Here is a 20,790-nt window from a genome sequence, read left to right on the forward strand (position 1 = left end):
ACGGGGCAGAATGAGGACGTGCCACCGCCCCTGTCCGTCGGAGTCGTGTGCCTGCACACCGATCCCTACGCCTCCCCGGGCCGCGGTGACGTGGGTGGGATGAACGTCGTCGTCCGTCACACCTGTGACGCGCTCGCCCGTGCCGGGCACCGCGTCGAGGTCGTGACGCGGTGGAGCGACCCCGCGACGCCGCGCCACGAGGAGATCGACGGCGTCGTCGTCCGACGCCTGGCGGTCGGACCGACGCGGACCGTGCTCAAGGGCGAGAACGAGGCCTTCATGGCCGAGTTCGGTCGCGAGCTCGCGCTGCTCGGCCCGATGGACCTCCTCCACTCCCACCACTGGTTCTCCGGCATCGCCGCGCTCCCCGTGGCACGCGCGTGGGGCGTGCCGCACCTGCAGTCCTTCCACAGCATCGCGGCGCCCGACCGCACCGACCTGTCCGAGGGTGAGCGGCCCGAGTCCCCGGGCCGCCTCCAGGGCGAGGCCTTCCTCGCGCAGCAGAGCGACGGCGTCATCGCCGTCTCGCGCGCGGAGGCCCTCACGGCGCTCGAGCGGCTGGGGGCCCCGCCCGAGCGACTCAGCGTCGTCTACCCGGGCGTCGACTCGACGCTGTTCCACCCGGCCGCGCGGCCCCTGGTCGGGCGGCCGAGCGTCCTCGTCGCCGCGCGGCTCGAACCGCTCAAGGGCGTGGACCTCGCGGTCCGCGCGCTGGCGCTCCTCGAGCCGGGGGCGCGGCCGGTGCTGCGCATCGCCGGCGGTGCGACGGCGGACGACTCCTTCGGCCCCTCGCTCCTCGCGCTCGCGGCCGAGCTCGGGGTCGCGGACGACGTCGAGCTGCTCGGACCGCAGTCGCGCACCGCGCTCGCGGCGCTGATGCGCGAGTCGACGCTCGTGCTCGTGCCGTCGCACTCGGAGACCTACGGCCTCGTCGCCCTCGAGGCGGCGGCAAGCGGTGTTCCCGTCGTCGCGAGCGCGACCGGCGGTCTCGTCGAGGCGGTGCGCGACGGCGTCACGGGGCTGCTCGTCCCCGGTCGCGAACCACGTGACTGGGCCGCCGCGATCGGGCGGGTGGTCCGTGATCGGGAGCTCCGCGACCGTCTCGGGGCCCAGGGACGGCAGCACGCCGTCACCAGGACCTGGGACGTCGTCGGTGACGTCGTCGCGCGCGCCTACCGCTCGATGCTGCCGAGCGCGAGCGTCGTCCGCTGAGGGCCCGCGCGACCAGGCGGCGTCGCTCGGGAGAGCGGCGCGGCCCGCGTCCGTGAGGGTCGGGTCCCTCCTGCCGTCGTCGCCGTCGTCGCCGTCGTGGCTGACAATGGCGGCATGCGGATCCTCCGGGCACTGGCCGCCGGCCGTGCGCTCGTCCCGGGCTTCGGGTCCGAGGCCTTCCTGGCACCGTGGCCGGACCGTCGCGTCTGGCACCACGAGGACCTCACGCGCGAGGCGGCGGCCGCGCAGGGCTTCGACGACGGCGCCGCGACGGTGCTGGCGTTCCACGCCACCTACGTCGACCACTACCTGCTCAACCCGCTGTGGCTCGCCTCCGGGGGGCCCGCACGCGTGCGCGCCGCCCGTGCGGTGCGCGCGGACCTGGAGACGCTGCACTTCGACGACCTCGACGGACCGGAGGCGGTGCAGCGCGCGTGGCGGCGCTACCTCGGCGGCACGGTCTGCGCGCTGCTGTGGGCGGCTCACGGCGACCTCGGCGTCCCGGGCCAGGGGCCGACGGCGGAGCGGCGCACCGCGCTCGCGCGGCAGGCGGTCGGTCTCGGCCTCCACGCGGTGCAGGACTTCGCGTCCCACTCGACCTGGATCGACGACCCTGCGCGGCGCGGGCGGACGTGGTGGGAGTGGCGTGACGCCGGCGGTGACACGACGGACGTGGTGACGGGCGGGGTCGACGGTCCCGGCGCGGTGCGTCACGGGGACCTCGGGCTGCGGTGGCGCGGGCGCCAGGGGGTCGCGATCCCGTTGCGCGGCCACGTGTCGACGCCGCGCCGACTCACCGGCGCCGGGGCCGGCATCAACCTCGACACCCGCTGGCAGGCACGGGTCGGCGCACGCGGCCGGACGTGGCGCCCGGACGGCGCGCTCGAGCCGGACGAGGCGTTCGACGCCGCCAGGGCGCAGGCGTTGCGCACCTCGGTCACCTGGCTGGCCGAGCTCGCGGCGGTGTGCGAGCGCGCCGGGCTGGCCGACCTCTGGGAGCGGGTGCGCACCGGGACCGGGGGCGGTGGTGGCGCGCGGGCGGTCCGCGCGGCCGGTGCGCGCGAGTTCGAGGACCCGCGACGGCGCGCGCACCAGCTCCTGGCGGCCGGGGCGCCGGGCCGACGCGCTCGTGGGGAGGATCCGCGTGCCGAGAGCCCGCGAACCTTCCCCACGAGCGGGGACGAGGGGAGTGGACGGGGCGAGGACTCCTGGTTCCTCCGCATCGACGCCGACGCCGACGCCCGCCGCGGTCCCGGCCGCGTCACCTCGCGCGTGGTCGGCCCGTACGAGCACCCCCCGACCTCGCTCGGGGAGCCGCGCTCCGGCGTCGTGCGGACCGTCACGGCCTTCCGCGGCGGCGCGTCCGACGCCGAGGTGCGCGGCTACCGGCTCGAGCGGGCGGACGGGGCCGCGACACGGCTCCGGCTCACCGAGACCTGGCGGGCCGTCGTCGATCTGCCCGACCCGAGGGCCTGAGGCGACCTACTCCGGCGAGCCGACCGTCACGACGACCTTGCCGCGCACGTGTCCGGTCTCGACGGCGCGGTGCGCGTCGGCCGCGCGCTCCAGCGGGAAGGTCTCGGCGATCTCGAGGCGGACGACGCCGTCGACCACCAGGCGGGCGAGCTCGCCGAGCTGCTCGGCGTCGGGTCGGACCCAGATGTAGTGCCCGCCCAGCTCTGTCCGTGCGCGGTCGTCGGTGATCGAGGCGATGGTGCCGCCGCGGGCCAGCAGCTCGGGCGCGGTGTCGATGGCCTGCCCGCCGACGAAGTCGAGGATGACGTCGTAACCGTCGGGTGCGGCGTCCTTCGCCTGGGCCACGAGGTCGTCGCCGTAGCTGATCGGCGTCGCGCCGAGCGAGCGCAGGTGGTCGTGGTTGCGCGGGGAGGCGGTGCCCACGACCCGGGCGCCCGCGTGCACGGCGAGCTGGACGGCGATCGAGCCGACGCCGCCGGCCGCGGCGTGCACGAGCACGGTCTGCCCCTCCCGGACACCGGTGCGGCGCACGGACTGCAGCGCGGTCAGGCCGGCCAGGGGAAGCGCGGCCGCCTGCTCGAAGCTGAGCCCGGCGGGCTTGCGGGCCGCGGTCCGGACGGGGACGGCGACGTACTCGGCCAGCGCCCCGCCCACCAGGGTGTCCTTGCGGGCGTAGGCCAGGATCTCGTCGCCCTCCGCGAACTCGGGGGTGTCCAGACCCGGCTTCACGACGACGCCCGCCACGTCCCAGCCCGGGGTGATCGGGAAGTCGCCGTCGATGAGCCCCGCGAGGTAGCCCTCGCGGATCTTGTAGTCGACCGGGTTGATGCCCGAGGCGACGACCTTGACGAGCATGGAGTCGGGGCCGATGTGCGGCTCCGGCTGGTCGGTGAGAGCGAGGATGTCGGCGGAGCCGAACTCGGAGTAGGTGATGGCCTTCATGCCAGGGCCAACGCCTGCGACCGGGCGGATCATTCCCCGGCGTCGCGGCCCTCGGGGCTACGGTGACCGGATGACCTCGGACGCCGTCAGCCCCCGCACGCCGCGCGATCACGACAGCGGGACCCCCACCGACGTCGGTTCCGGCGTCGTTCCCGGCACCGGCGCCGACCCCCAGCGCCCCGGCCGCCGCCGGACCGCGGCCGCGGGAGCGGGCGGCGTGCTCGCGAGCGTCGTCGTCGGACTGGTCGTGATGCTCGGGTTCGGCGGGGACAACCCGCTGGACCAGAGCTGGGACGCCCTCATGGCCTCCGCCCGCGACGGCATGCCCTGGTTCATGCCGGCGGCTCGCGCCCTGGACTGGTTCGGCGGTGGCTGGCGCGGCATCATCGCCGTCCCGGTGCTCGTGATCGTCGCGCTGCTGCTCGCCCACCGGCCGTGGGGTGCGCTGTTCTTCGCCGGTTCGACCGTCCTGGGCGCCGGTCTCGTGCAGCTGCTCAAGTTCGTCGCGGACCGCGACCGCCCGCAGGACATGCTCGTGACGAGCGACGTCGGCTCCTACCCCTCGGGCCACGTCGCCAACGCCGCCGTGATGGCCCTGGTGCTGGCACTGCTGATCGGCCGCGTGTGGTGCTGGGTGCTGGCCGCGCTCTACACCCTGACCATGCTGGTCTCGCGCACCTACGTGAGCGCGCACTGGCTGACCGACACCCTGGGCGGGCTCGCGCTCGCCGTCGGCGTCGTGCTCCTGCTCGCGGCGGCGATGTGGCGGCCGCTCAGCCGGGAGTGGCGCGGTCGCGACGCCGTCAGTGCAGCATGATCGCGTCGCCCGGCTGCGCCGGGGGCCAGCGCTGCTCCGCCGCGACGTCGTAGCCCGAGGCCAGCGCGATCTCGCGGTCGGGGTTGCGTGCGATGTCGTAGACCCAGTTCATGGGCTGGTTGCCGACGGCGGCCGTCGGGTCGAGCACGGCATACGCCGTCGCCCCGGGCCCGTAGGTCAGCTCGGCCCACTCCCAGTCGAGCGTGCGCACGTAGACGTCGCCGACCACGACGCCGAGCGTGACGAGGTCCTGCCCGTCGAGCTCGTCCTCGCCGCGTCGGTGCAGCCGCAGGACCTCCTCGACGGCGCGCAGCACCTCGCGCGGGTCCGACTCGGGGATGAGGCCGAGTCGGGCGTAGCCTCCGGGCGCCACCTCCAGGATCTCCTCGACGACGTCGTCGGTCAGCGTGGTGATGTCGGGCACGGGGTGCTCCTCGTCCTCGGCGATGTGGGCGGTGCTTCGGCCTCCAGCCTCTCAGAGGACGCCGACATCCGTCTCGACGAGCTCGCCGGGCCGTCCGGGAACAACGCCCGCCCGGTCGTGGCTGTACCTCGGGCGTCCGGTCGCTCGACCGGGCCGCACGCAACGGAAGGACGCACCATGGACGCGCTGTACACCGCCGAGGCTCTCGCGACCGGGGCGGGCCGCGCCGGCCACGTCCGCAGCACCGACGGCCGCATCGACCTGGACATGGCACCGCCGGTGGCGCTGGGTGGCAACGGCGAGGGGTCCAACCCCGAGCAGCTGTTCGCGAGCGGCTACGCGGCCTGCTTCCTCTCGGCACTGCAGGGCGTCGCGCGTCAGCGCAAGATCTCGGTGGCCGACTCCTCGGTGGGCGCCTCGGTCTCGATCGGCTCGAACGGCGAGGGCGGCTTCGGCCTGGCCGTGACGCTCGAGGTCGTGCTGCCCGGCGTCGAGCACGACGTCGCGCAGGAGCTCGCCGACGCCGCGCACCAGGTCTGCCCGTACTCCAACGCCACGCGCGGCAACATCGAGGTGACGGTGAACGTCAGCGACGACTGACGGGGCCCGCGTCCCGCGACCCTGCCGTGCCGCTCAGACGGCGGCGCGCACCAGCAGCGCCGTCGCGGCCAGCAGGGACGCGGACGCGGTCAGCAGCTCGAACCGCCGCTGGTCGATGGCGCGCAGCAGCCTGCGGCCGAACCACGCGCCGACCAGCACGACGGGCACCAGCACCAGCGTGAGCTGCAGCGTGGAGGGCGGAAACAGCCCGAGCCCGGCGGAGAACGGCACCTTCGCGGCGTTGACCAGCAGGAAGAACCACGCGTTCGTGCCCACGAACCGCGCCTTGTCGACGCGGGCCGCGAGCAGGTAGGCCGCCATCACGGGGCCGGCCGCGTTCGCGATCATCGTGGCGAAGCCGGCCGCCGCGCCCGCGCCGAGCGTGGCCGCGAGGTGCGGCGACCCGGCGGCGGGCAACCCCGACGACGTGGCCGACGTGGTCGACCCGGCCGCCGGCGCCGGTCGACGGCGCAGCCACAGCTGCACACCGAGCGCGGCGAGGATGCACAGCGCGATGACGATGGTCAGGGTGCGGTCGTCGACGACGTTGATCAGCAGCGCGCCGAGCACGATGCCGGGGAGCACGGACGGCAGCAGCCGCCGGAGCATCGCGAGGTCCGCGCTGCGGCGGTAGAGCGCGACGGCCACGAGGTCGCCGACCAGCAGCAGGATCAGGACGGCGGCCGTGGACTCGCGGGTCGGGATGAACAGCGCGAACCCGGCCACCGACAGGGCCGCGACGCCGCCGATCGACGCCTTGGCGATGCCGACGACGAGCGCGGACAGGCCGAGCACCACCCACCCGATCGGCGGGATCTCGAGTGCCGCCAGTGCTGACACCCCCGGGCCCGGGCGTCAGTCGGCGGTGCGCGCGAGGCGCCGGAAGTGCAGCGCGTGACGTGTGTCGAGCCAGAGCAGGAACGCACCCTGGATCGCGACGGCGGTCCCGTCGGCCACCCGCGTCGAGCGCGGGGCCCGCGACCACCGCGTCAGGGCGAGACCACCGACGACGTAGCCCACGTCGAGCACCGCGTTCACCGCGGTCACGTTCCGCATCCGCCGGGCGCGGGCGATCGCGGCGTCCTCGTCGTCGGGCGGTGACGCGACGCCCCGCCGGCCCGCCAGGGCGATCAGCCCGTCGATCGCGGCCCACGCCAGCGTCTGGCGCCCGAACGCGGTCGCGGCGGGTCGGTGCTGCAGCGCGCCCCACGCCCACACCCCCGCACCGATGCCGCCCGAGACGGCGGCGCCCGCCGACAGCTCGCGCAGCAGCGTCCGTTCCTGGGCGGCGACCGGGGAGATCAGCGAGGTGCTCATGGGACCCCACCCTGGCACGGCTGGTCGCGGGTGCCGCGGAACCGGCCGATCAGCTCGTGGAGCGGCCCTGCCACGTGGTCACGCACGCCTCGTTGCCCTCGGCGTCCGCCAGGACCCAGAACGCGGGGGCCTCGTCCTCTGACAGCAGGCGCCCGCCCGCCGCGAGGGCCGCCTCGAGACGCGCCGGCGCGGCGTCGTGCGGGACCGAGACGTCCACGTGGATGCGGTTGCGCTGCGGACGGGCGGCGTCCATCTGCTGGAACCAGAAGGCGGGGCCGAGGCCGTCGGGGTCCGTCAGCTCGTCGTCCCCGCTGCGGCGGTAGCCGAGCACGGCCTCCCAGAACGGGAGCACCGCGGGGATGTCGAGCGCGTCGATCGCGATCTCGAGCACCTGTCCGCCGGGGGCGGCGGAGCCGAGCCCCGCGGCGTCGGCGAGACCGCTGACGCGGGCGGCCAGCGTGAGGTCGCGCTCGGTCAGGCCGCCGACGTCGTGGCTCACGGTCGTGACCGTCACGGCACCCCACCGCAGCACGAGGTCGGGATGGTGGTCGAGCTCGATCGCGAGGGCGGCGACGTCGGCCGTGAACGCCGCGAGCGCGGCGTAGTCCTTCGACGTGAACGTCGCTCGAAGCGTGCCGAGCACGATGCGCCAGTGCCGGTCGTCGACGGAGGCGCTGACCTCGGCGTGGGGGAGGGGGAGCGAGCGGGAGGCTGCCATGTCCCCAGGGTGGCACCACCCACCGACACCGGCGAGCCGGGTGAGACTGGGGGCATGCGACCCACCCGCGCCGAGCTCGAGGCGTTCCACGACGCCGAGGTCGAGGATCTCCTGCCCCCGCACCTGCGGCTGCTGTTCGTCGGGATCAACCCGAGCCCGTGGACCGCGGCCGTCGGCGCGCACTTCGCCCGACCGGGCAACCGGTTCTACCCGGCGCTCGCGGCGGCCGGGATCCTGCCGCACGTGGTGGACGCGTCGCAGGGGTACGACGACGCCGACAGGGCCCTGATCGAGGACGCGGGCATCGGCGTGAGCAACCTGGTGCGGCGCGCGACGGCGCGCGCGGACGAGCTCTCGGCCGAGGAGCTGCGGGAGGGTGCGGAGCGGCTGGCGCGCGACGTCGCGCGGTGGCGGCCGGCCGTCGTCGCCGTCCTGGGGGTGACGGCCTACCGGCAGGGCTTCGGCCGGCCGCGCGCCGCCGTCGGCAGGCAGGCCGAGGACCTCGCGGGTGCGCAGCTGTGGGTCGTGCCGAACCCGAGCGGGCTCAACGCGCACGAGACGACCGCCAGCCTCGCCGTCGCCTACGCGGCGCCGGCGCGGGCGGCGGGTGTGCTCAGGCCGCGGTGACGACCGAGGAGCGCACCAGCACGCCCGGGCGCACGGTGGCGCCGGGGGCGACGTGGACGTCGTCCTCGAGGCGCGCGTTCGCGCCGACCACGGCGCCGGCGCCGATGCGGACACCGCGACCGAGCTTCACCAGGTCGCCGATGCGGGCGTCGGGACCGACGTGCACGTTCTCGGAGACCTGCACGTCACGACCCAGGTGGGCGTTCTCGTCGATCCAGCCACCGGCCTTGAGGCGGGTGCCACCGCCGATGCGGGCCCCTGCCTCGACGTAGGCGCCCGGCACGACCACGACGTCGTGCGGCACGTCCGCCTTCGGTGAGACCAGACCACCGCCGTTCTCGTGGCGTGCGTAGTGGACGATCTCGCCCCTGTCGTTCTCGAACTCGATGCGACCGCGTCGCCGAACCATCGCGTGCCCTTCCCCGTCTGTACCGCCGTCCTCCCGGTGCGGGAGGGAGGCTCATTGACATAACGCCCCCAGGAGCACGAATGTTCCCGTTCGGTCAGGGGACCCTAAGGAACAGCGCCCCCGCCGTCGACGGATAGTAGCGCCCGCAGGGTGGACCGGGAAACCTCTCACTGGTCGTCCCGCGGACGACGTGCCTACCGTGGGGGCATGACCACCACCACGAGCACGAGCACCTCCGACAGGGCGACCGTTCTGCGGGACCTGCACCGCGCCCCCGAGCTGCTGCAGGTCGTCAACGTCTGGGACGTCGTCAGCACGCGCGCCGTCGCCGGCCTGCCCGGCACGAAGGCGATCGCGACGGCGGGCCACTCGATCGCCGCGACCTTCGGCTACGACGACGGCACGATCCCCTTCGACCTGACGCTCGACCTCCTGGGCCGCATCACGGCCGCCACCGAGCTGCCGGTGTCCGCCGACCTCGACGACGGCTACGAGCAGCCGGGCGAGACCGTCCGCCGCGTGATCGGGGCCGGCGTGGTCGGCGCCAACGTCGAGGACCGCCTGCGCCCGCTCGCCGAGTCGGTCGCGCGCGTCGAGCAGATCGTCGCCGCCGGCGCCGCGGAGGGCGTCGACTTCGTCCTCAACGCCCGCACCGACGCCTTCGTGCGGGGCGGCGACCGCCCGGCGTCGGAGTCCCTGGCCGACGCCGTCGAGCGCGGTCGCGCCTACCTCGAGGCCGGCGCCACGACGATCTTCGTCCCGGGCAACCTGGACGAGGACGTTATCGCCGAGCTGGTCGCGGGCATCGGCCAGAACCGCGTCTCGCTCATCGGCTTCCCCGCCGTCCCGCCGCCCGCGCGCCTGCAGGAGCTCGGCGTCGCCCGCCTGTCCTACGGTCCGCTGACGCAGCGCGTCGCGCTCGGTGCCCTGGTGGACCTGGCGGAGTCGGTCTACGCCGGCGCCGTCCCGCCCGAGGGCATCCGCCCGCTCAACTGACGTGCCGCGCGACGCGCCCGCGTTCCCGGCGGACGGCGAGGTCGGCGAGGCCGACCTCGCCGTCGTCGTGCGCGGTGTGCTCTGCGCCGCCGAACGCCCGTGGAGCACGGTCGTGCTGCGCGGGCGGTGGGCGGGAGGACGGCCGCTCGCAGAGTTGTGGCACGCCGACGAGGTGCACGCCGAGGGGGACGGGTTCGTCGTCGTGCTCGACGGCGGCACCCGCGTCCTGACCGTCGTGCGGCCGCGCGCGGCGCACGTCGTGCACCGGTCGGGCACGGTCTCGGTCGCCATCGGCACGGTGGGGTCGGCGATCCTGACGGACGAGGGCGGGGTGCGATCCGGCTCGTTCCAGACCCGGAAGGGCGTGGCGCGCGACCTCGTGACCGGCGCTCCGGCGTCGTGGCCGCGGGGCGCGCACCCGTGGCGACGACGCGCCGCCGGCGGGCGTCCGCTCCCGGCGGTGGAGCTGGTGGCCGTGATCTGACGGTGCGGGGTGGATCGGCGCTCGACCCTCAGCCGTCGTGGCGGTCGGCGGCCACCCAGGAGGCGGCTCCGGCCACGGCCGCGACGGTCAGGACCGAGGGCCACGCCCCGATCCTCCGCGCGAGCGGGTGCGACAGGCCGAACGCGGCGACGTAGGTGGTGGCGAGCGCCGCCGTCGTACCGGCTCCGTGACGCCACCACTGCTGGCCTGCGACGACGCCACCGGCGAGGAGCACCAGGCCGCCGAGTGCGCGCACCCCCGTGCCACGTGCGACGGCGTAGCCCGCGACGAGGGAGGCGGCCACGAGGGGCGCCGTGGGCAGGACGGTGACGGAACGGCTCATCCCGCCACGGTAGCCCGGGGCCGATCGCCGGGGTCGGGACCCCCGACCCTAGGATCGAAGGACCGGTACGTCCGGCGCGACGAGGAGGCCCCGTGGGAGTCAGCGACGAGCTGTTCCGCAAGAAGTTCCGTGACGAGTACGACAAGCAGGGGCTGGCCCTCGGCCGGTTCAACCTGGCGATCTTCGGCAAGACCGGCGTCGGCAAGTCGACGCTGATCAACGCGATCTTCGGCGAGGAGGTCGCCGCCACCGGTATCGGCCGACCGGTCACGAAGGGTTCGCGACTCTACCTGGACCGGATCGGCGGGCACCTCGGTATTCTCGACACGCAGGGGCTCGAGGTCGGCAAGAACTCCAAGGAGCTCGTCTCCGAGCTCAACGACGTCGTCAAGACCACCCGGGGCAAGCCGCTCGAGGAGCAGCTGCACGTCGCCTGGTACTGCGTGCGCGGCATGGACCGCCGGTTCGAGGACTCCGAGGCCGACTTCATCACGCGGCTGCACGCGCTGGGGCTGCCCGTGATCGTCGTGATGACCCAGGTGCCCGTGCGGGACGGCGTGGTGCACCCGGATGCGCTGGAGCTCGCCCGCCAGATCTCCGACAGGGACCTCCCGATCGTCGACGGACGCGTGTTCCACACCGTGGCGCAGGCGGACCCGTTCACGGGTCAGGGCACCCACGGCCTGCACGACCTCCTCGATGCCACCTTTCGCGTCGCTCCGGCAGGTGCTCAGGCTGCACTCGTCGCCGCGCAGGCGATCGATGCCGCTGCCAAGATTCGCCAGGCCCGGATCACGATCCGCGCGGCGGTAGCGAGCGCGGCCGCCGCGGCCGCCGTCCCGATCCCGTTCGCCGACGCGACGCTGCTCGTGCCGATCCAGCTCGGGATGATGGCCAGGGTCGGACACCTCTTCGGGATCCCGCTGGACCGCGCAGGACTGATGTCGACCCTCGCGACGACGGCCGCCACCCAGGGCGGCCGCGCCGCCGTCACCGGCCTGCTGAAGCTCGTACCGGGGGCGGGCACCATCGCCGGTGGCGTGATCGGGGCGTCCGTCGCCTCGACGTTCACCTACGCGATGGGCGAGGCGTGGCTGACGGTCTGTCAGCGCGCGGCCCGCGGTCAGCTCGACGGCGTCAACGGTCTGCTGGACAACGCCCAGGTCCGCAGCGCGTTCCTCGAGGCGTTCACCAAGGTGATCAAGCTGGACCCCAAGCAGCGCAAGGAGCTCGAGCGAGGCCGCTGATCGACCGGTGACCGACGATCGTCGGCGCGTCCGCGGGCGGCGGTCGGTACCGTGGACGGCATGACACGCACCGACGCCGACGTGGCCGCCCTCGCGCTCGCCACCCTCGACCTGACCGACCTCGGGGACGACACCTCGCTCGAGAACGCCCTCGCCCTCGCCCACCGGGCCGCCGAGCACGGCACCGCCGCCGTGTGCGTGTGGCCGCGCTACGTCGCCGCGTCCGCCGAGGCGCTCGCGGGCACCGGGGTGAAGGTGGCGACGGTCGTCAACTTCCCCTCCGGCGAGGAGGCGGTGGCCCTCGTCGTCGCGACGACGACCCGCGCCATCGCCGACGGAGCCGACGAGATCGACGTCGTGCTGCCCTACCGCGCGTTCCTCGCGGCCGACGTGGCCGCCGCCGAGTCGGTGCTCGACGGCGTGCGCGAGGCCGCCGGTGACGCCGTCGTCAAGGTGATCGTCGAGTCGGGCGAGCTGCAGGCGACCCCCGTGATCGAGGCGGCCGCGCGCCTGGCGATCGACCACGGCGCCCAGTTCGTCAAGACGTCGACGGGCAAGTCGCCCGTCTCCGCGACCCCCGAGGCCGCCGAGGCCATCCTCGGCGTGATCGCCGCGCTGCCGGCGGGCAGCGCCCGCGTGGGGTTCAAGGCCTCGGGCGGGATCCGTTCGGTCGCCGACGCGCGGGTCTACGTCGAGATCGCCGACCGGCTGCTGGGGGAGGACTGGATCTCCGCCGACACGTTCCGGTTCGGCGCCTCCAGCCTGCTCGACGACGTGCTGCGCGTGCTGGACGGCCGCGCCTCGGAGGCTCCGGCGTCGCCCACCGCCTACTGACGGTCCCTCCGGGGTGGGGGACGTCACGCGAAAGTAGTTGACCGACGTCAACGGATCGGGCGTACAGTTGACGTCGGTCAACTATTTCGCTCGGTAAGGATCTCCATGTCGGTCACCCCCTCGGCGGACGCGGTCAGCGCCCCCACCCCCTCCAAGCACCGCGCAGGCGTCCTGCCCGTGATGCTCGCGCTGATGATGTCGATGTTCGTCTCGATGCTGGCGGCGACCGTGGTCAGCACGTCGCTGCCCGTGATCATCGCCGACCTCGGCGGCGACCAGTCGGCGTTCACCTGGGTCGTCACGGCCACGCTGCTGGCCACGACGGTCAGCACGCCGATATGGGGCAAGCTCGCCGACCTGTTCAACCGCAAGCTGCTGCTCCAGCTCGCGCTGTCGCTGTTCGTGGTCGCGACGGCGATCGCCGGCTTCTCCACCACGACCGACATGCTCATCACGATGCGTGTGGTCCAGGGTCTCGGCGCCGGCGGTCTGGCGGCGCTCTCGCAGATCGTGATGGCCGACGTCGTCTCGCCGCGCGAGCGCGGCCGCTACGCCGGGCTGTTCGGCGCGGCGATGGCGCTGGGCACCGTGGGTGGCCCGCTGCTCGGTGGCTTCCTCACCGACGCCCTCGGCTGGCGCTCGAACTTCTACGTGGCGATCCCGTTCGCCGTCGCCGCGCTGATCATGCTGCAGCGCTCGCTCCACCTGCCGCGCATGACGCACTCCACCACGCGCATCGACTACCTCGGCATCGTCCTGATCAGCTCCGGCATCTCGCTGCTGCTGGTCTGGGTCTCGCTCGGCGGCTCGCAGTTCGCGTGGGCCTCGGCGTCCTCGTTCCTCATGGTGGGTGGGGCGCTCGCGATCCTCGTGCTCGCCGTGTGGTGGGAGCTGCGCGCCGCCGACCCGCTGCTGCCGCTGACGATGTTCCGCAACCGCACCTTCACGCTCGCGGTGATCGCCTCGATCGCGACCGGTGTGGCGATGTTCGGCACGTCGGTCTACCTGGCGCAGTACATGCAGCTCGCTCGCGGCGCGACGCCGATGGAGTCGGGTGTCATGACGATCCCGATGATGGGCGGTCTGCTCCTGACGTCCACGATCGTCGGCACCGTGGTCAGCCGCACCGGCATCTGGAAGCGCTACGTGGTGACCGGCTCGATCCTCATGGTCGTCGGTCTGGCGCTGCTGTCGACGCTGCACTACGACACGCCGTTCTGGATCGTCGGCGTCTCGATGGCCACGCTCGGCGCCGGTGTCGGGATGGTGATGCAGAACCTGGTGATCGTGACGCAGAACGCGGTCGAGACGCGGCACCTCGGCGTCGCCACTTCCGCCGTGACCTTCTTCCGCAGCCTGGGCGGCACGATCGGCGTCTCCGCGATGGGCTCGATCCTCGGATCGGTCGTCGCGTCGCAGATCACGACGTCGGTCGGCGCGCTCGCACCCGCCGACCAGGCGACGGCGGCCGAGGTCCTCGGCGGCGGTGAGATCCCGAAGGTGGCCGAGCTGCCCGACGTGCTGCGCGTCGTCGTCGAGTCGGCCTACGGCATCGGCATCGGGCGCGTCTTCCTCGCGGCCCTGCCGCTCGCGATCGTCACCGTCGTCGCGGTGATCCTCCTGCCGAACGTCCCGCTGGGGACGCAGACCGGCGTCGAGAAGCGTGCGGCCGAGGCCGTCCTCGACGAGGACGACGACGCCCAGGTCGCCGTCGTCGTCGGGGCGCAGGACGCGCCGCGCGCCGGGCTCGACAGGGTGACCGCCGCCGACGTGCTCGAGGAGGCGGAGGACCTGACGATCGAGTCGGCCACCGCCGTCGCGGCCATGCCGGCCGTCGGATCGACGCGCGGGGCTGACGGCCCGCGCCGCGGTTCGGGAGAATGACCCCATGACCGACGCGACGCCGGCCCGCACGCCCCTGTCGGGCGACACGCTCGAGCGGCACGACGGCGCCGCCGTCGCCCTCGTGGAGGAGCAGGTCTCCGTGCTCTTCCAGCGGGCGAAGCTGCTGTGGCGCCGCGCGGCCGAGTCGATCCACCCCGACCTGCAGCCGGTCGGCTACCGGATGCTGAACTACCTGGTGCGGCGCGGGTCGATCAACGCGGGGGCGCTCGCGGACTGGCTCGACACGGACAAGAGCGTCGTCAGCCGGCAGGCCAAGGTCCTGACGGAGCTCGGGTTCATCACGATCGAGCCCGATCCGACCGACGGCCGCGGCCGGCTGCTGGTGGCGACGGCGCCCGCGTGCGAGCTCGTCGAGCGCACGCGCGAGTCGATGACGCAGACGCTGTTCGGGGGGCTGGGGGCGCTCGACGCCGACGAGGTCCAGCAGCTCGGCGACATGCTCACGCGGCTGAACGAGGCCGCGCGCCTCTGACGCCCGGCCGTAGGACGGATCACGCCCTCCCACTGACGCTCACCGCGTCAACGGGAGGGCGTCGTCGTTCCGGGCACCGAACCTTCGGTAACGGTTTGGTTAAGCCTTGCAGACTCACGTGTCTTTGTGTTCGGACGCTTGTATCGTCATGCCGACATCACGCTCTACAACAATAGAGGCTGGTTATGCCGGTCGTCTGGCGGGGCGTGTCGGCCCACCACAGAGGTGGGGACGACGAGGGGCAGCGCCACCGCATGACCACGACCGCACCGCGCTCACGCCTGCGCACCGAGCGTCGGCGACGCCGGTGGCGGTCGCTGCTGGTCGCGGTGATGTCGCTCGTGCTGGTGGCCACGGCGGGGCCGGCGCTGGCCCTGCGCTTCACGGACGTGACGTCGACGGGCACCCAGCCGTTCCCCGCTGTGACGACGACGACCGCGAGCGGCACCTCCGTCGCCGCCCCGAACCTCGCCACCTGGTCCAGCGCTCCCGCATCGGCAGCCACGGGCACGGCTGTGTGGCCCTGGACAGGATCGGCGACAGCGGCCCAGTTCGGTGGTGATCTCCCTGCGGCGCCGGTGGCGCGCACCTTCGTCGCCGCCCCGACCGGGTGCACCCTGACCCTGGGCGTCACCGTGTGTCAGAACGCCGGCACCGTCACGCTCAACTTCGGACGTCCTGTCACCGATCCGGACCTCTTCGTCGCGGGTCTGGGGGAGTCCAACCTCCTCGGCGTCCAGTCGTCCGCGCGCCTGAGCATCGTCGGAGCCACCCAGGGCACAGCCGCGACGACGGTCACGTTCTCGAACCTCGTGAGCAACAACGCAGCCACCTCGTCCGGTGTGGCGACAGGAGCGGCGACGCTTCAGCTGACCGATGCCGGCAGACGGCTTGAGTCGACGTCGCTCCGCTCCGGTCCGCAGTGCAACGGCGGGACCTCGATCCTGGTAGACCGCTCGGGTTGTGGGCGCGTCCGGCTCTCGGGGACGTTCACCAGCGTCACGTTCTCCCTGTCCCTGAACGTGAATGCGCCGGTGCTGGGTCTGGGAGTCGCCCCCTCCGACACGTTCCACCTCTACGCCGCCCTGCAGGACCAGCCCGTACCCACGGCCACGTCGGTCACCCAGACCACGGCACCCGGGGTTCCGGTGTCGATACCTCTGACACCTCGGGTCACCGCGGCGCCGGGTCTCACCCTCGGAGCGCCCGTGCTGGTGGCGTCGGCGGGGTGGGACGTGGCCGGGAACGGCGCCTCGGCCACCCTGCCTGGCGCGGGCGCTGCGGCGATGGGGACGAACGGAGTGCTGACGTTCACCCCCGACCCGGGCTTCGTCGGGCTCCTGCCGCCGCTGACCTATCAGGTGCGGGACTCCGCCGAGAGCACCGCCTCGGCCCCGGTCAACCTCTCGGTGACCGGCTCCGGTGCTGCGTTCGCCTGCTCCACGACGGTCTACCAGCTCGCGCCGACGGGGGAGGTGCGCGGTGTCGCGACGAGCGCGGTCGGCAACCAGGCGACCGTGACCTCCGCCCCGGTCCTCCCTCCCCTGGCCGGCACGACCCTGGCCAACGCGCTGGGGATCGGCACCGGGGGTGCGACATTGACCTACCTCGCCACGCGCGACGGGGCCACGGTCGCCACGCGGTACGACGTGGGTTCCGGAACCTACACCCACGTCCCGGTCACGGCTCCCGCATCGCGCGTCGCCGGCGCCGTCAGCCCGGTGACGGGCAACTTCTACTACGGCGGCGTCGCGGCGGGCGCCGCGATCTACATGTTCAACCCCACCTCGGGTCAGAGCTTCCAGGTGGGGACGTCCCCGGGATCGGGCACCGGGAACGGTGACTACGCCTTCACGTCGGCCGGCGATCTGCACATCCTCAGCGACAACGTCGTGACCGTCGTCCGGGCCGCCAACCTGCCGACGAGCGCCGGGACGGCCCCGCTGACCGGCACGGTCGTCTCGAGCGGGTCCTTCCTCGCCGGCAACGGCATCGGGTTCGGCCCCGACGGCTTCATGTACGTCAACAACACGGGTGACGCCGGTGTCAGCTCCACGCTGCAGCGGGTCGACCCGGTCACCGGTGCGCTCGCCGGCACCCTGACCACCCCGAACCGGACGACCCAGTCGACGTTCGCCGGGATCGACCTCGGCAGCTGCGCCCCCACCGCCAGCATCCGGCTCGAGAAGAACGTGACCGCACGGGTGCTCCCCACCGATCAGTTCGCGCTCTCCCTGGGCCTCGACGCCGCGGGCACGGGTGCTCTGACGGCCACCACCACGGGGACGGCGACCGGCGTGCAGTCCGCCGTCGCCGGACCCCGGATCGGGCAGATCGGTCGGACCTACTTCTTCTCCGAGACGGGAGGGGGCACCCCCACGGCCAACCTCGCGTCCTACCGGCCGAGCTGGCGCTGCACCAACGGCGGGACCGGTGCGATCCTCACCACCGGGACAGGTACCTCCGGGTCGTACACGTTCACTGCTGTGAGCCCGCTCACGGTCGTGTGCACCTTCGTCAACGACACCGGCCCGCTCCTGCAGGTCGCCAAGTCCGCGTCATCACCGACCTTCACCCCCGGACAGGCCGCGAGCTACGCCGTCACCGTGACCAACACCGGCCAGTCGGCCACGACGGCGGGGACGCCGATCGTCGTGTCCGACCGCCTGCCCACGGGGGTCACGTTCACCGGCGCGGCCGGCACGGGCTGGTCCTGCACCGGGACGGCCACTCTGACCTGCTCGTACGCGCCCACCCTGGCCGCCGGGGCGTCGACCACGCTGACGCTGAACGTCACGCCCACCACGGCGGCCGTCACCGGGAGCAACACCGTGTCGGTCTCCGGCGGCGGCGACGTCACGTGCCCGACGGCCGGCCGCTGCACCGCGACCGTCACGGTCGCCGTCGCCTCGGCCCCGGGCTCGGGGCGGCCGTTGCAGTGCCACACCCTGTGGGGGGTGGCCCCGGGTGCGACGACGTCGACACCGCCCGGCAACCAGGTCGTCACGCTCGACACCACCACGGGGCTGGCCACGCGCTACACCACGTCCGCCGTGACCGCGACGAGCACCGATGCCGCCAACCTCTCCGCCCTCGCGATCGATCCTCGGTCGGGGCGACTCTTCGCGGTCGACAACGCCACGCTCGCCCTGCGCACCCTCGCCCCCGGAGCCACCACCTGGGCCGGGACGGGCGTCACGGTGCCGGGGACTGCCGGCACCAACGCGATCGCGCGAGCCGCGATGGACGGCGGCGGGTTCCTCTACCTCGGCGGCGCGGCGAGCGGTCCGCTCCTGCGGTACGAGATCGCTCCGACCGGTGCGGTGATCACCGCGACGCCGTCGTCCGTCGCGGTGACGGGCGTCGCGGCGGGGCTGACGAGCGGCGACGTCGCCATCGCCCCGGACGGCACCTTCTACCTGGCCGCGACCCCGACGGCGGGCGGTGCCACCTCCCTCTACCGGCTCACTCCCAGTGCCCCGGCGGGCGCCACGATGAGTACCGCGACCGCGGCCACGGCCGCGCTGGTCCCCACGTCGCAGGCCGTCCCGAACGCGAGCGAGCTCGGCGGCCTCGCCTTCCTGGACGCCGTGCTCCTCGGTAACGGCGCAGCCGCGACGGGCGCGCTCTTCCGGGTGAACCTGACGGCTCCCGGACCCACCGGGACGTGGCCGGCGACCGGGGGGACGACGGCGATCGGCGCTCCCGGCGTCGGGCTGTCCGACCTCGCGGCGTGCGCCGGGACGGCCACGTTCCGCCTCGCCAAGAACGCCACGAACGGCACGGGCACGTTCGCCTTCACGGGGCTGACGAACGTCGCCGACAACGTCGGTACGCCCGTCGCCACGGACACGATCACCACCGCGACGGCGGGCTCCCCGGCGCTCTCCCCGGCCACCCACATCGCGACCCGGCTCGGCACCGCGATCACCGCAGCCGAGACGGTGCCGACCGGGTGGACCGCGACCGAGGCGTCGGGCGTCTGCACCGACGCGAACGCCGCGAGCACCGGCAACCCCGCCACCTTCGGGTCGATCACGGCCGCCGGGGCCCTGAGCGTCCCCGGGGTCAACGTCCGCCCCGGCGCCGCGATCGTCTGCACCGTCACCAACACCCGGCCGCCCGTGCTCGCGACGACGAAGTCGCTGACGCTGGTCAACGGGACCGCCGCCGTCGGGGGCCAGAACGTCGTCCCCGGTGACGTGCTGACCTACACGGTCTCGGTGACGAACACCGGTGGCGGCGCCGGCGCGACGGTCGTGACGGAGACGGTGCCGGCCGGAACCACCTACACCGGCACCGCACCGCAGGGGTGGAGCTGCGCTGCCGGGGCCGCCGCGGGCGCCACGTGCACCCAGTCGATCCCCGTCGCCGCCGGGGCGTCGGTCAGCCGGACCTTCACGGTCACGGTGGGCAGCACGGCGGGCGTCGCCACGCCCCCGACGTCGATCGTCAACACCGTCACCACCTCGGTCGGCGCGTGCACCACGTGCACCGTCACGACGGCGCTCGCCCCGCTTCTCCCCGTCGTCAAGACCGTCGCGACGCAGGGTCGCCCGGCCCAGCCCGCGGGCGCCGTCGTCGCCTACACCCTGACCCTCACGAACGCGGGTGCCTCGCGCGGCTACCTGGACCACGAGGACGTCCTGACCGGCGTGCTGGACGACGCCGTGTGGCCGACCGGCCCCGGTGGCGCCCCCCTCCAGCCGACCGTCGCACCGAGCGGCTCCGTGACCGCCGTGTTCGTGCCCGGAACGCAGCGCATCACCCTCGCGGGCACGATTCCCGCGGGCCAGACCGTGACCGTGACGTACGCGGTGCAGGTCAAGGAGTGGGCGGCGATCGTGGCCGGGAGCTCCGACGCGGTGCTCCGCAACGCGGTCGTCCGCCCGGGCGCCACGCCGCCCGCCGCGTGCGCGGCCGGGTCCACCACCTGCACCACGACGCCGCTGGCGAGCTACGCGCTGACGAAGACCGCCACGCCCGGCCCGACCACCCAGGTGGACCCCGGTGGGACGGTGACCGCGAGCGTGGCCGTCGTCAGCCACCCCCGCAGCACCGGCCCCGTGACCGGCGTCCAGATCGTCGACAACCTCACCGAGGTGCTCGACGACGCCGCGTTCGTGCCCGGATCGGCCGTGCTGACCGTGAGCGGCGTGGCCACGACGCTGCCCGGCCTGGCGCCGACGTTCAGCGCGGTGACGCAGCAGTGGACGCTGACCTCGCCCGCGTTCGACCTGCCGGCCACCGCGACGGCGACCCTCACGTACGCCGTCGCCGTGGGGCCGAACGCGTGGTTCGGGCAGCTGCGGAACGTCGCAGGGGCGACGGGTGGCATCCCGCCGGCGACCTGCCCCGTCGTGACCGGGCCGCAGGCCCCGATCGGCGTCGTCGCCCCCGCGTGCCAGACCGTCCACCAGGTGTCCGGGTTGATCGAGCTGCAGAAGACGGGCCTCGACGGCGCCGGGACGACCGTCCCGATGGCCGGGTCGAGCTTCGCGATCCACGCCGTTCTCCCCGGCCCGGGCGGTCCGATCCTCGGACCGGTCGAGGCCGCCGTCGTCCCGACCGCCGTGCCGGGGCAGACCGGACGGTTCACCGTGCCGCGCATCCCGATCGGGACGCACTACCTGGTGGAGACGGCGGCGCCGGACGGCTACTCGCTCCTCGCGCAGCCGGTGCTGATCGAGGTGACGGCCGGGCGCACCGTGGTCGTCGCCGCCGCCGAGTCGCCCACCGTGACCGTGACGAACCCTGCGTCCCCCGCGTTCCCGCTCGTCACGGTGCGCGACGTGCCGCGGTTCGCCATTCCCGAGGCGGGAGGGACGGGCGTCTCGCCGTTCCGCGCCATCGGCCTGGGCCTGGTCGGAGCCGCTCTCGCGCTCCTGGGCCTCCTCGACCTCCGGCGTCGTGCCGGATCAGCGACCCTCCGCCCCGAGAGGAGGGCCGCCGCGCCGCCCGGGTGAT

The 20,790-nt window shown here is 74.0% G+C and carries 19 protein-coding genes; 12 read left to right on the forward strand and 7 right to left on the reverse strand.

The annotated features are described in order from the left end of the window. Positions 1-18 precede the first annotated feature (18 nt). Positions 19-1,212 (forward strand): glycosyltransferase, encoded by a 1,194-nt coding sequence (locus tag SERN_RS06200; protein WP_233251507.1) that lies wholly within the window; start codon positions 19-21, stop codon positions 1,210-1,212. A gap of 114 nt (positions 1,213-1,326) precedes the next feature. Then, a complete protein-coding gene (locus SERN_RS06205; RefSeq protein WP_135849263.1) occupies positions 1,327-2,688 on the forward strand; it encodes a hypothetical protein in 1,362 nt (453 codons plus the stop codon). A gap of 6 nt (positions 2,689-2,694) precedes the next feature. Here SERN_RS06205 and SERN_RS06210 read toward each other — a convergent pair whose 3' ends face one another. Continuing rightward, positions 2,695-3,630, reverse strand: coding sequence for an NADP-dependent oxidoreductase (locus SERN_RS06210; RefSeq protein ID WP_135849264.1), 936 nt, complete (start codon positions 3,628-3,630; stop codon positions 2,695-2,697). Between the two features lie 70 nt (positions 3,631-3,700). Between SERN_RS06210 and SERN_RS06215 the strand changes: the two genes are divergently transcribed. Beyond that, positions 3,701-4,447, forward strand: a complete 747-nt coding sequence (locus tag SERN_RS06215; protein WP_158292588.1) for a phosphatase PAP2 family protein — start codon at positions 3,701-3,703, stop codon at positions 4,445-4,447. Here SERN_RS06215 and SERN_RS06220 read toward each other — a convergent pair. Beyond that, complete coding sequence (locus SERN_RS06220; RefSeq protein ID WP_135849266.1) at positions 4,434-4,871, reverse strand: hypothetical protein; 438 nt, start codon at positions 4,869-4,871, stop codon at positions 4,434-4,436. The two genes, SERN_RS06215 and SERN_RS06220, sit on opposite strands and share 14 nt — an antisense overlap. Positions 4,872-5,048: 177 nt before the next feature. On the opposite strand from SERN_RS06220, the gene SERN_RS06225 reads away from it, so the two are divergent. Beyond that, complete coding sequence (locus tag SERN_RS06225; protein ID WP_135849267.1) at positions 5,049-5,471, forward strand: organic hydroperoxide resistance protein; 423 nt, start codon at positions 5,049-5,051, stop codon at positions 5,469-5,471. 33 nt (positions 5,472-5,504) lie between these two features. Here SERN_RS06225 and SERN_RS06230 read toward each other — a convergent pair whose 3' ends face one another. The 3 genes from SERN_RS06230 to SERN_RS06240 are packed head-to-tail and all read right to left on the reverse strand — an operon-like array spanning position 5,505 to position 7,506. Beyond that, positions 5,505-6,311 carry a sulfite exporter TauE/SafE family protein gene (locus SERN_RS06230; protein ID WP_233251508.1) on the reverse strand — a complete coding sequence of 269 codons (807 nt, stop codon included), beginning with the start codon at positions 6,309-6,311 and terminating at the stop codon, positions 5,505-5,507. A 15-nt stretch (positions 6,312-6,326) separates the two neighbouring features. Further along, complete coding sequence (locus SERN_RS06235) at positions 6,327-6,788, reverse strand: DUF6992 family protein (protein WP_135849268.1); 462 nt, start codon at positions 6,786-6,788, stop codon at positions 6,327-6,329. Between the two features lie 49 nt (positions 6,789-6,837). Then, positions 6,838-7,506: a VOC family protein gene (locus SERN_RS06240; protein WP_135849269.1), complete on the reverse strand. Its 669-nt coding sequence runs from the start codon at positions 7,504-7,506 to the stop codon at positions 6,838-6,840. A gap of 54 nt (positions 7,507-7,560) precedes the next feature. Between SERN_RS06240 and SERN_RS06245 the strand changes: the two genes are divergently transcribed. Continuing rightward, on the forward strand, positions 7,561-8,133 hold the full coding sequence (locus SERN_RS06245) for a mismatch-specific DNA-glycosylase (RefSeq protein WP_135849270.1): 573 nt from the start codon (positions 7,561-7,563) through the stop codon (positions 8,131-8,133). On the opposite strand, the gene SERN_RS06250 is transcribed toward SERN_RS06245, so the two are convergent. Further along, positions 8,120-8,542, reverse strand: coding sequence for a transferase (locus SERN_RS06250; RefSeq protein WP_135849271.1), 423 nt, complete (start codon positions 8,540-8,542; stop codon positions 8,120-8,122). The two genes, SERN_RS06245 and SERN_RS06250, sit on opposite strands and share 14 nt — an antisense overlap. Before the next feature lie 207 nt (positions 8,543-8,749). Between SERN_RS06250 and SERN_RS06255 the strand changes: the two genes are divergently transcribed. Both SERN_RS06255 and SERN_RS06260 read left to right on the forward strand, forming a co-directional pair. Next, the gene (locus tag SERN_RS06255; protein WP_135849272.1) at positions 8,750-9,538 is read left to right on the forward strand and encodes an isocitrate lyase/PEP mutase family protein; all 789 of its coding nucleotides are present in this window, start codon (positions 8,750-8,752) and stop codon (positions 9,536-9,538) included. Position 9,539: 1 nt separating this feature from the next. Next, complete coding sequence (locus SERN_RS06260; protein WP_135849273.1) at positions 9,540-10,022, forward strand: hypothetical protein; 483 nt, start codon at positions 9,540-9,542, stop codon at positions 10,020-10,022. A gap of 28 nt (positions 10,023-10,050) precedes the next feature. Here SERN_RS06260 and SERN_RS06265 read toward each other — a convergent pair whose 3' ends face one another. Further along, the gene (locus tag SERN_RS06265; RefSeq protein ID WP_135849274.1) at positions 10,051-10,365 is read right to left on the reverse strand and encodes a hypothetical protein; all 315 of its coding nucleotides are present in this window, start codon (positions 10,363-10,365) and stop codon (positions 10,051-10,053) included. 92 nt (positions 10,366-10,457) lie between these two features. Between SERN_RS06265 and SERN_RS06270 the strand changes: the two genes are divergently transcribed. From SERN_RS06270 to SERN_RS06290, 5 genes are all read left to right on the forward strand, one after another. Next, on the forward strand, positions 10,458-11,612 hold the full coding sequence (locus SERN_RS06270) for a GTPase family protein (RefSeq protein WP_199241529.1): 1,155 nt from the start codon (positions 10,458-10,460) through the stop codon (positions 11,610-11,612). A 60-nt stretch (positions 11,613-11,672) separates the two neighbouring features. Beyond that, positions 11,673-12,446 (forward strand): deoxyribose-phosphate aldolase, encoded by a 774-nt coding sequence (deoC, locus tag SERN_RS06275; protein WP_135849275.1) that lies wholly within the window; start codon positions 11,673-11,675, stop codon positions 12,444-12,446. A 105-nt stretch (positions 12,447-12,551) separates the two neighbouring features. After that, positions 12,552-14,330: an MFS transporter gene (locus SERN_RS06280; RefSeq protein ID WP_199241530.1), complete on the forward strand. Its 1,779-nt coding sequence runs from the start codon at positions 12,552-12,554 to the stop codon at positions 14,328-14,330. Positions 14,331-14,334: 4 nt separating this feature from the next. After that, a complete protein-coding gene (locus SERN_RS06285) occupies positions 14,335-14,823 on the forward strand; it encodes a MarR family winged helix-turn-helix transcriptional regulator (protein ID WP_135849276.1) in 489 nt (162 codons plus the stop codon). A gap of 254 nt (positions 14,824-15,077) precedes the next feature. Then, positions 15,078-20,789 carry a DUF7927 domain-containing protein gene (locus SERN_RS06290; protein WP_135849277.1) on the forward strand — a complete coding sequence of 1,904 codons (5,712 nt, stop codon included), beginning with the start codon at positions 15,078-15,080 and terminating at the stop codon, positions 20,787-20,789. Position 20,790 lies beyond the last annotated feature (1 nt).

Source organism: Serinibacter arcticus, from assembly GCF_004786095.1.
Taxonomy (GTDB): Bacteria; Actinomycetota; Actinomycetes; order Actinomycetales; family Beutenbergiaceae; genus Litorihabitans; species Litorihabitans arcticus.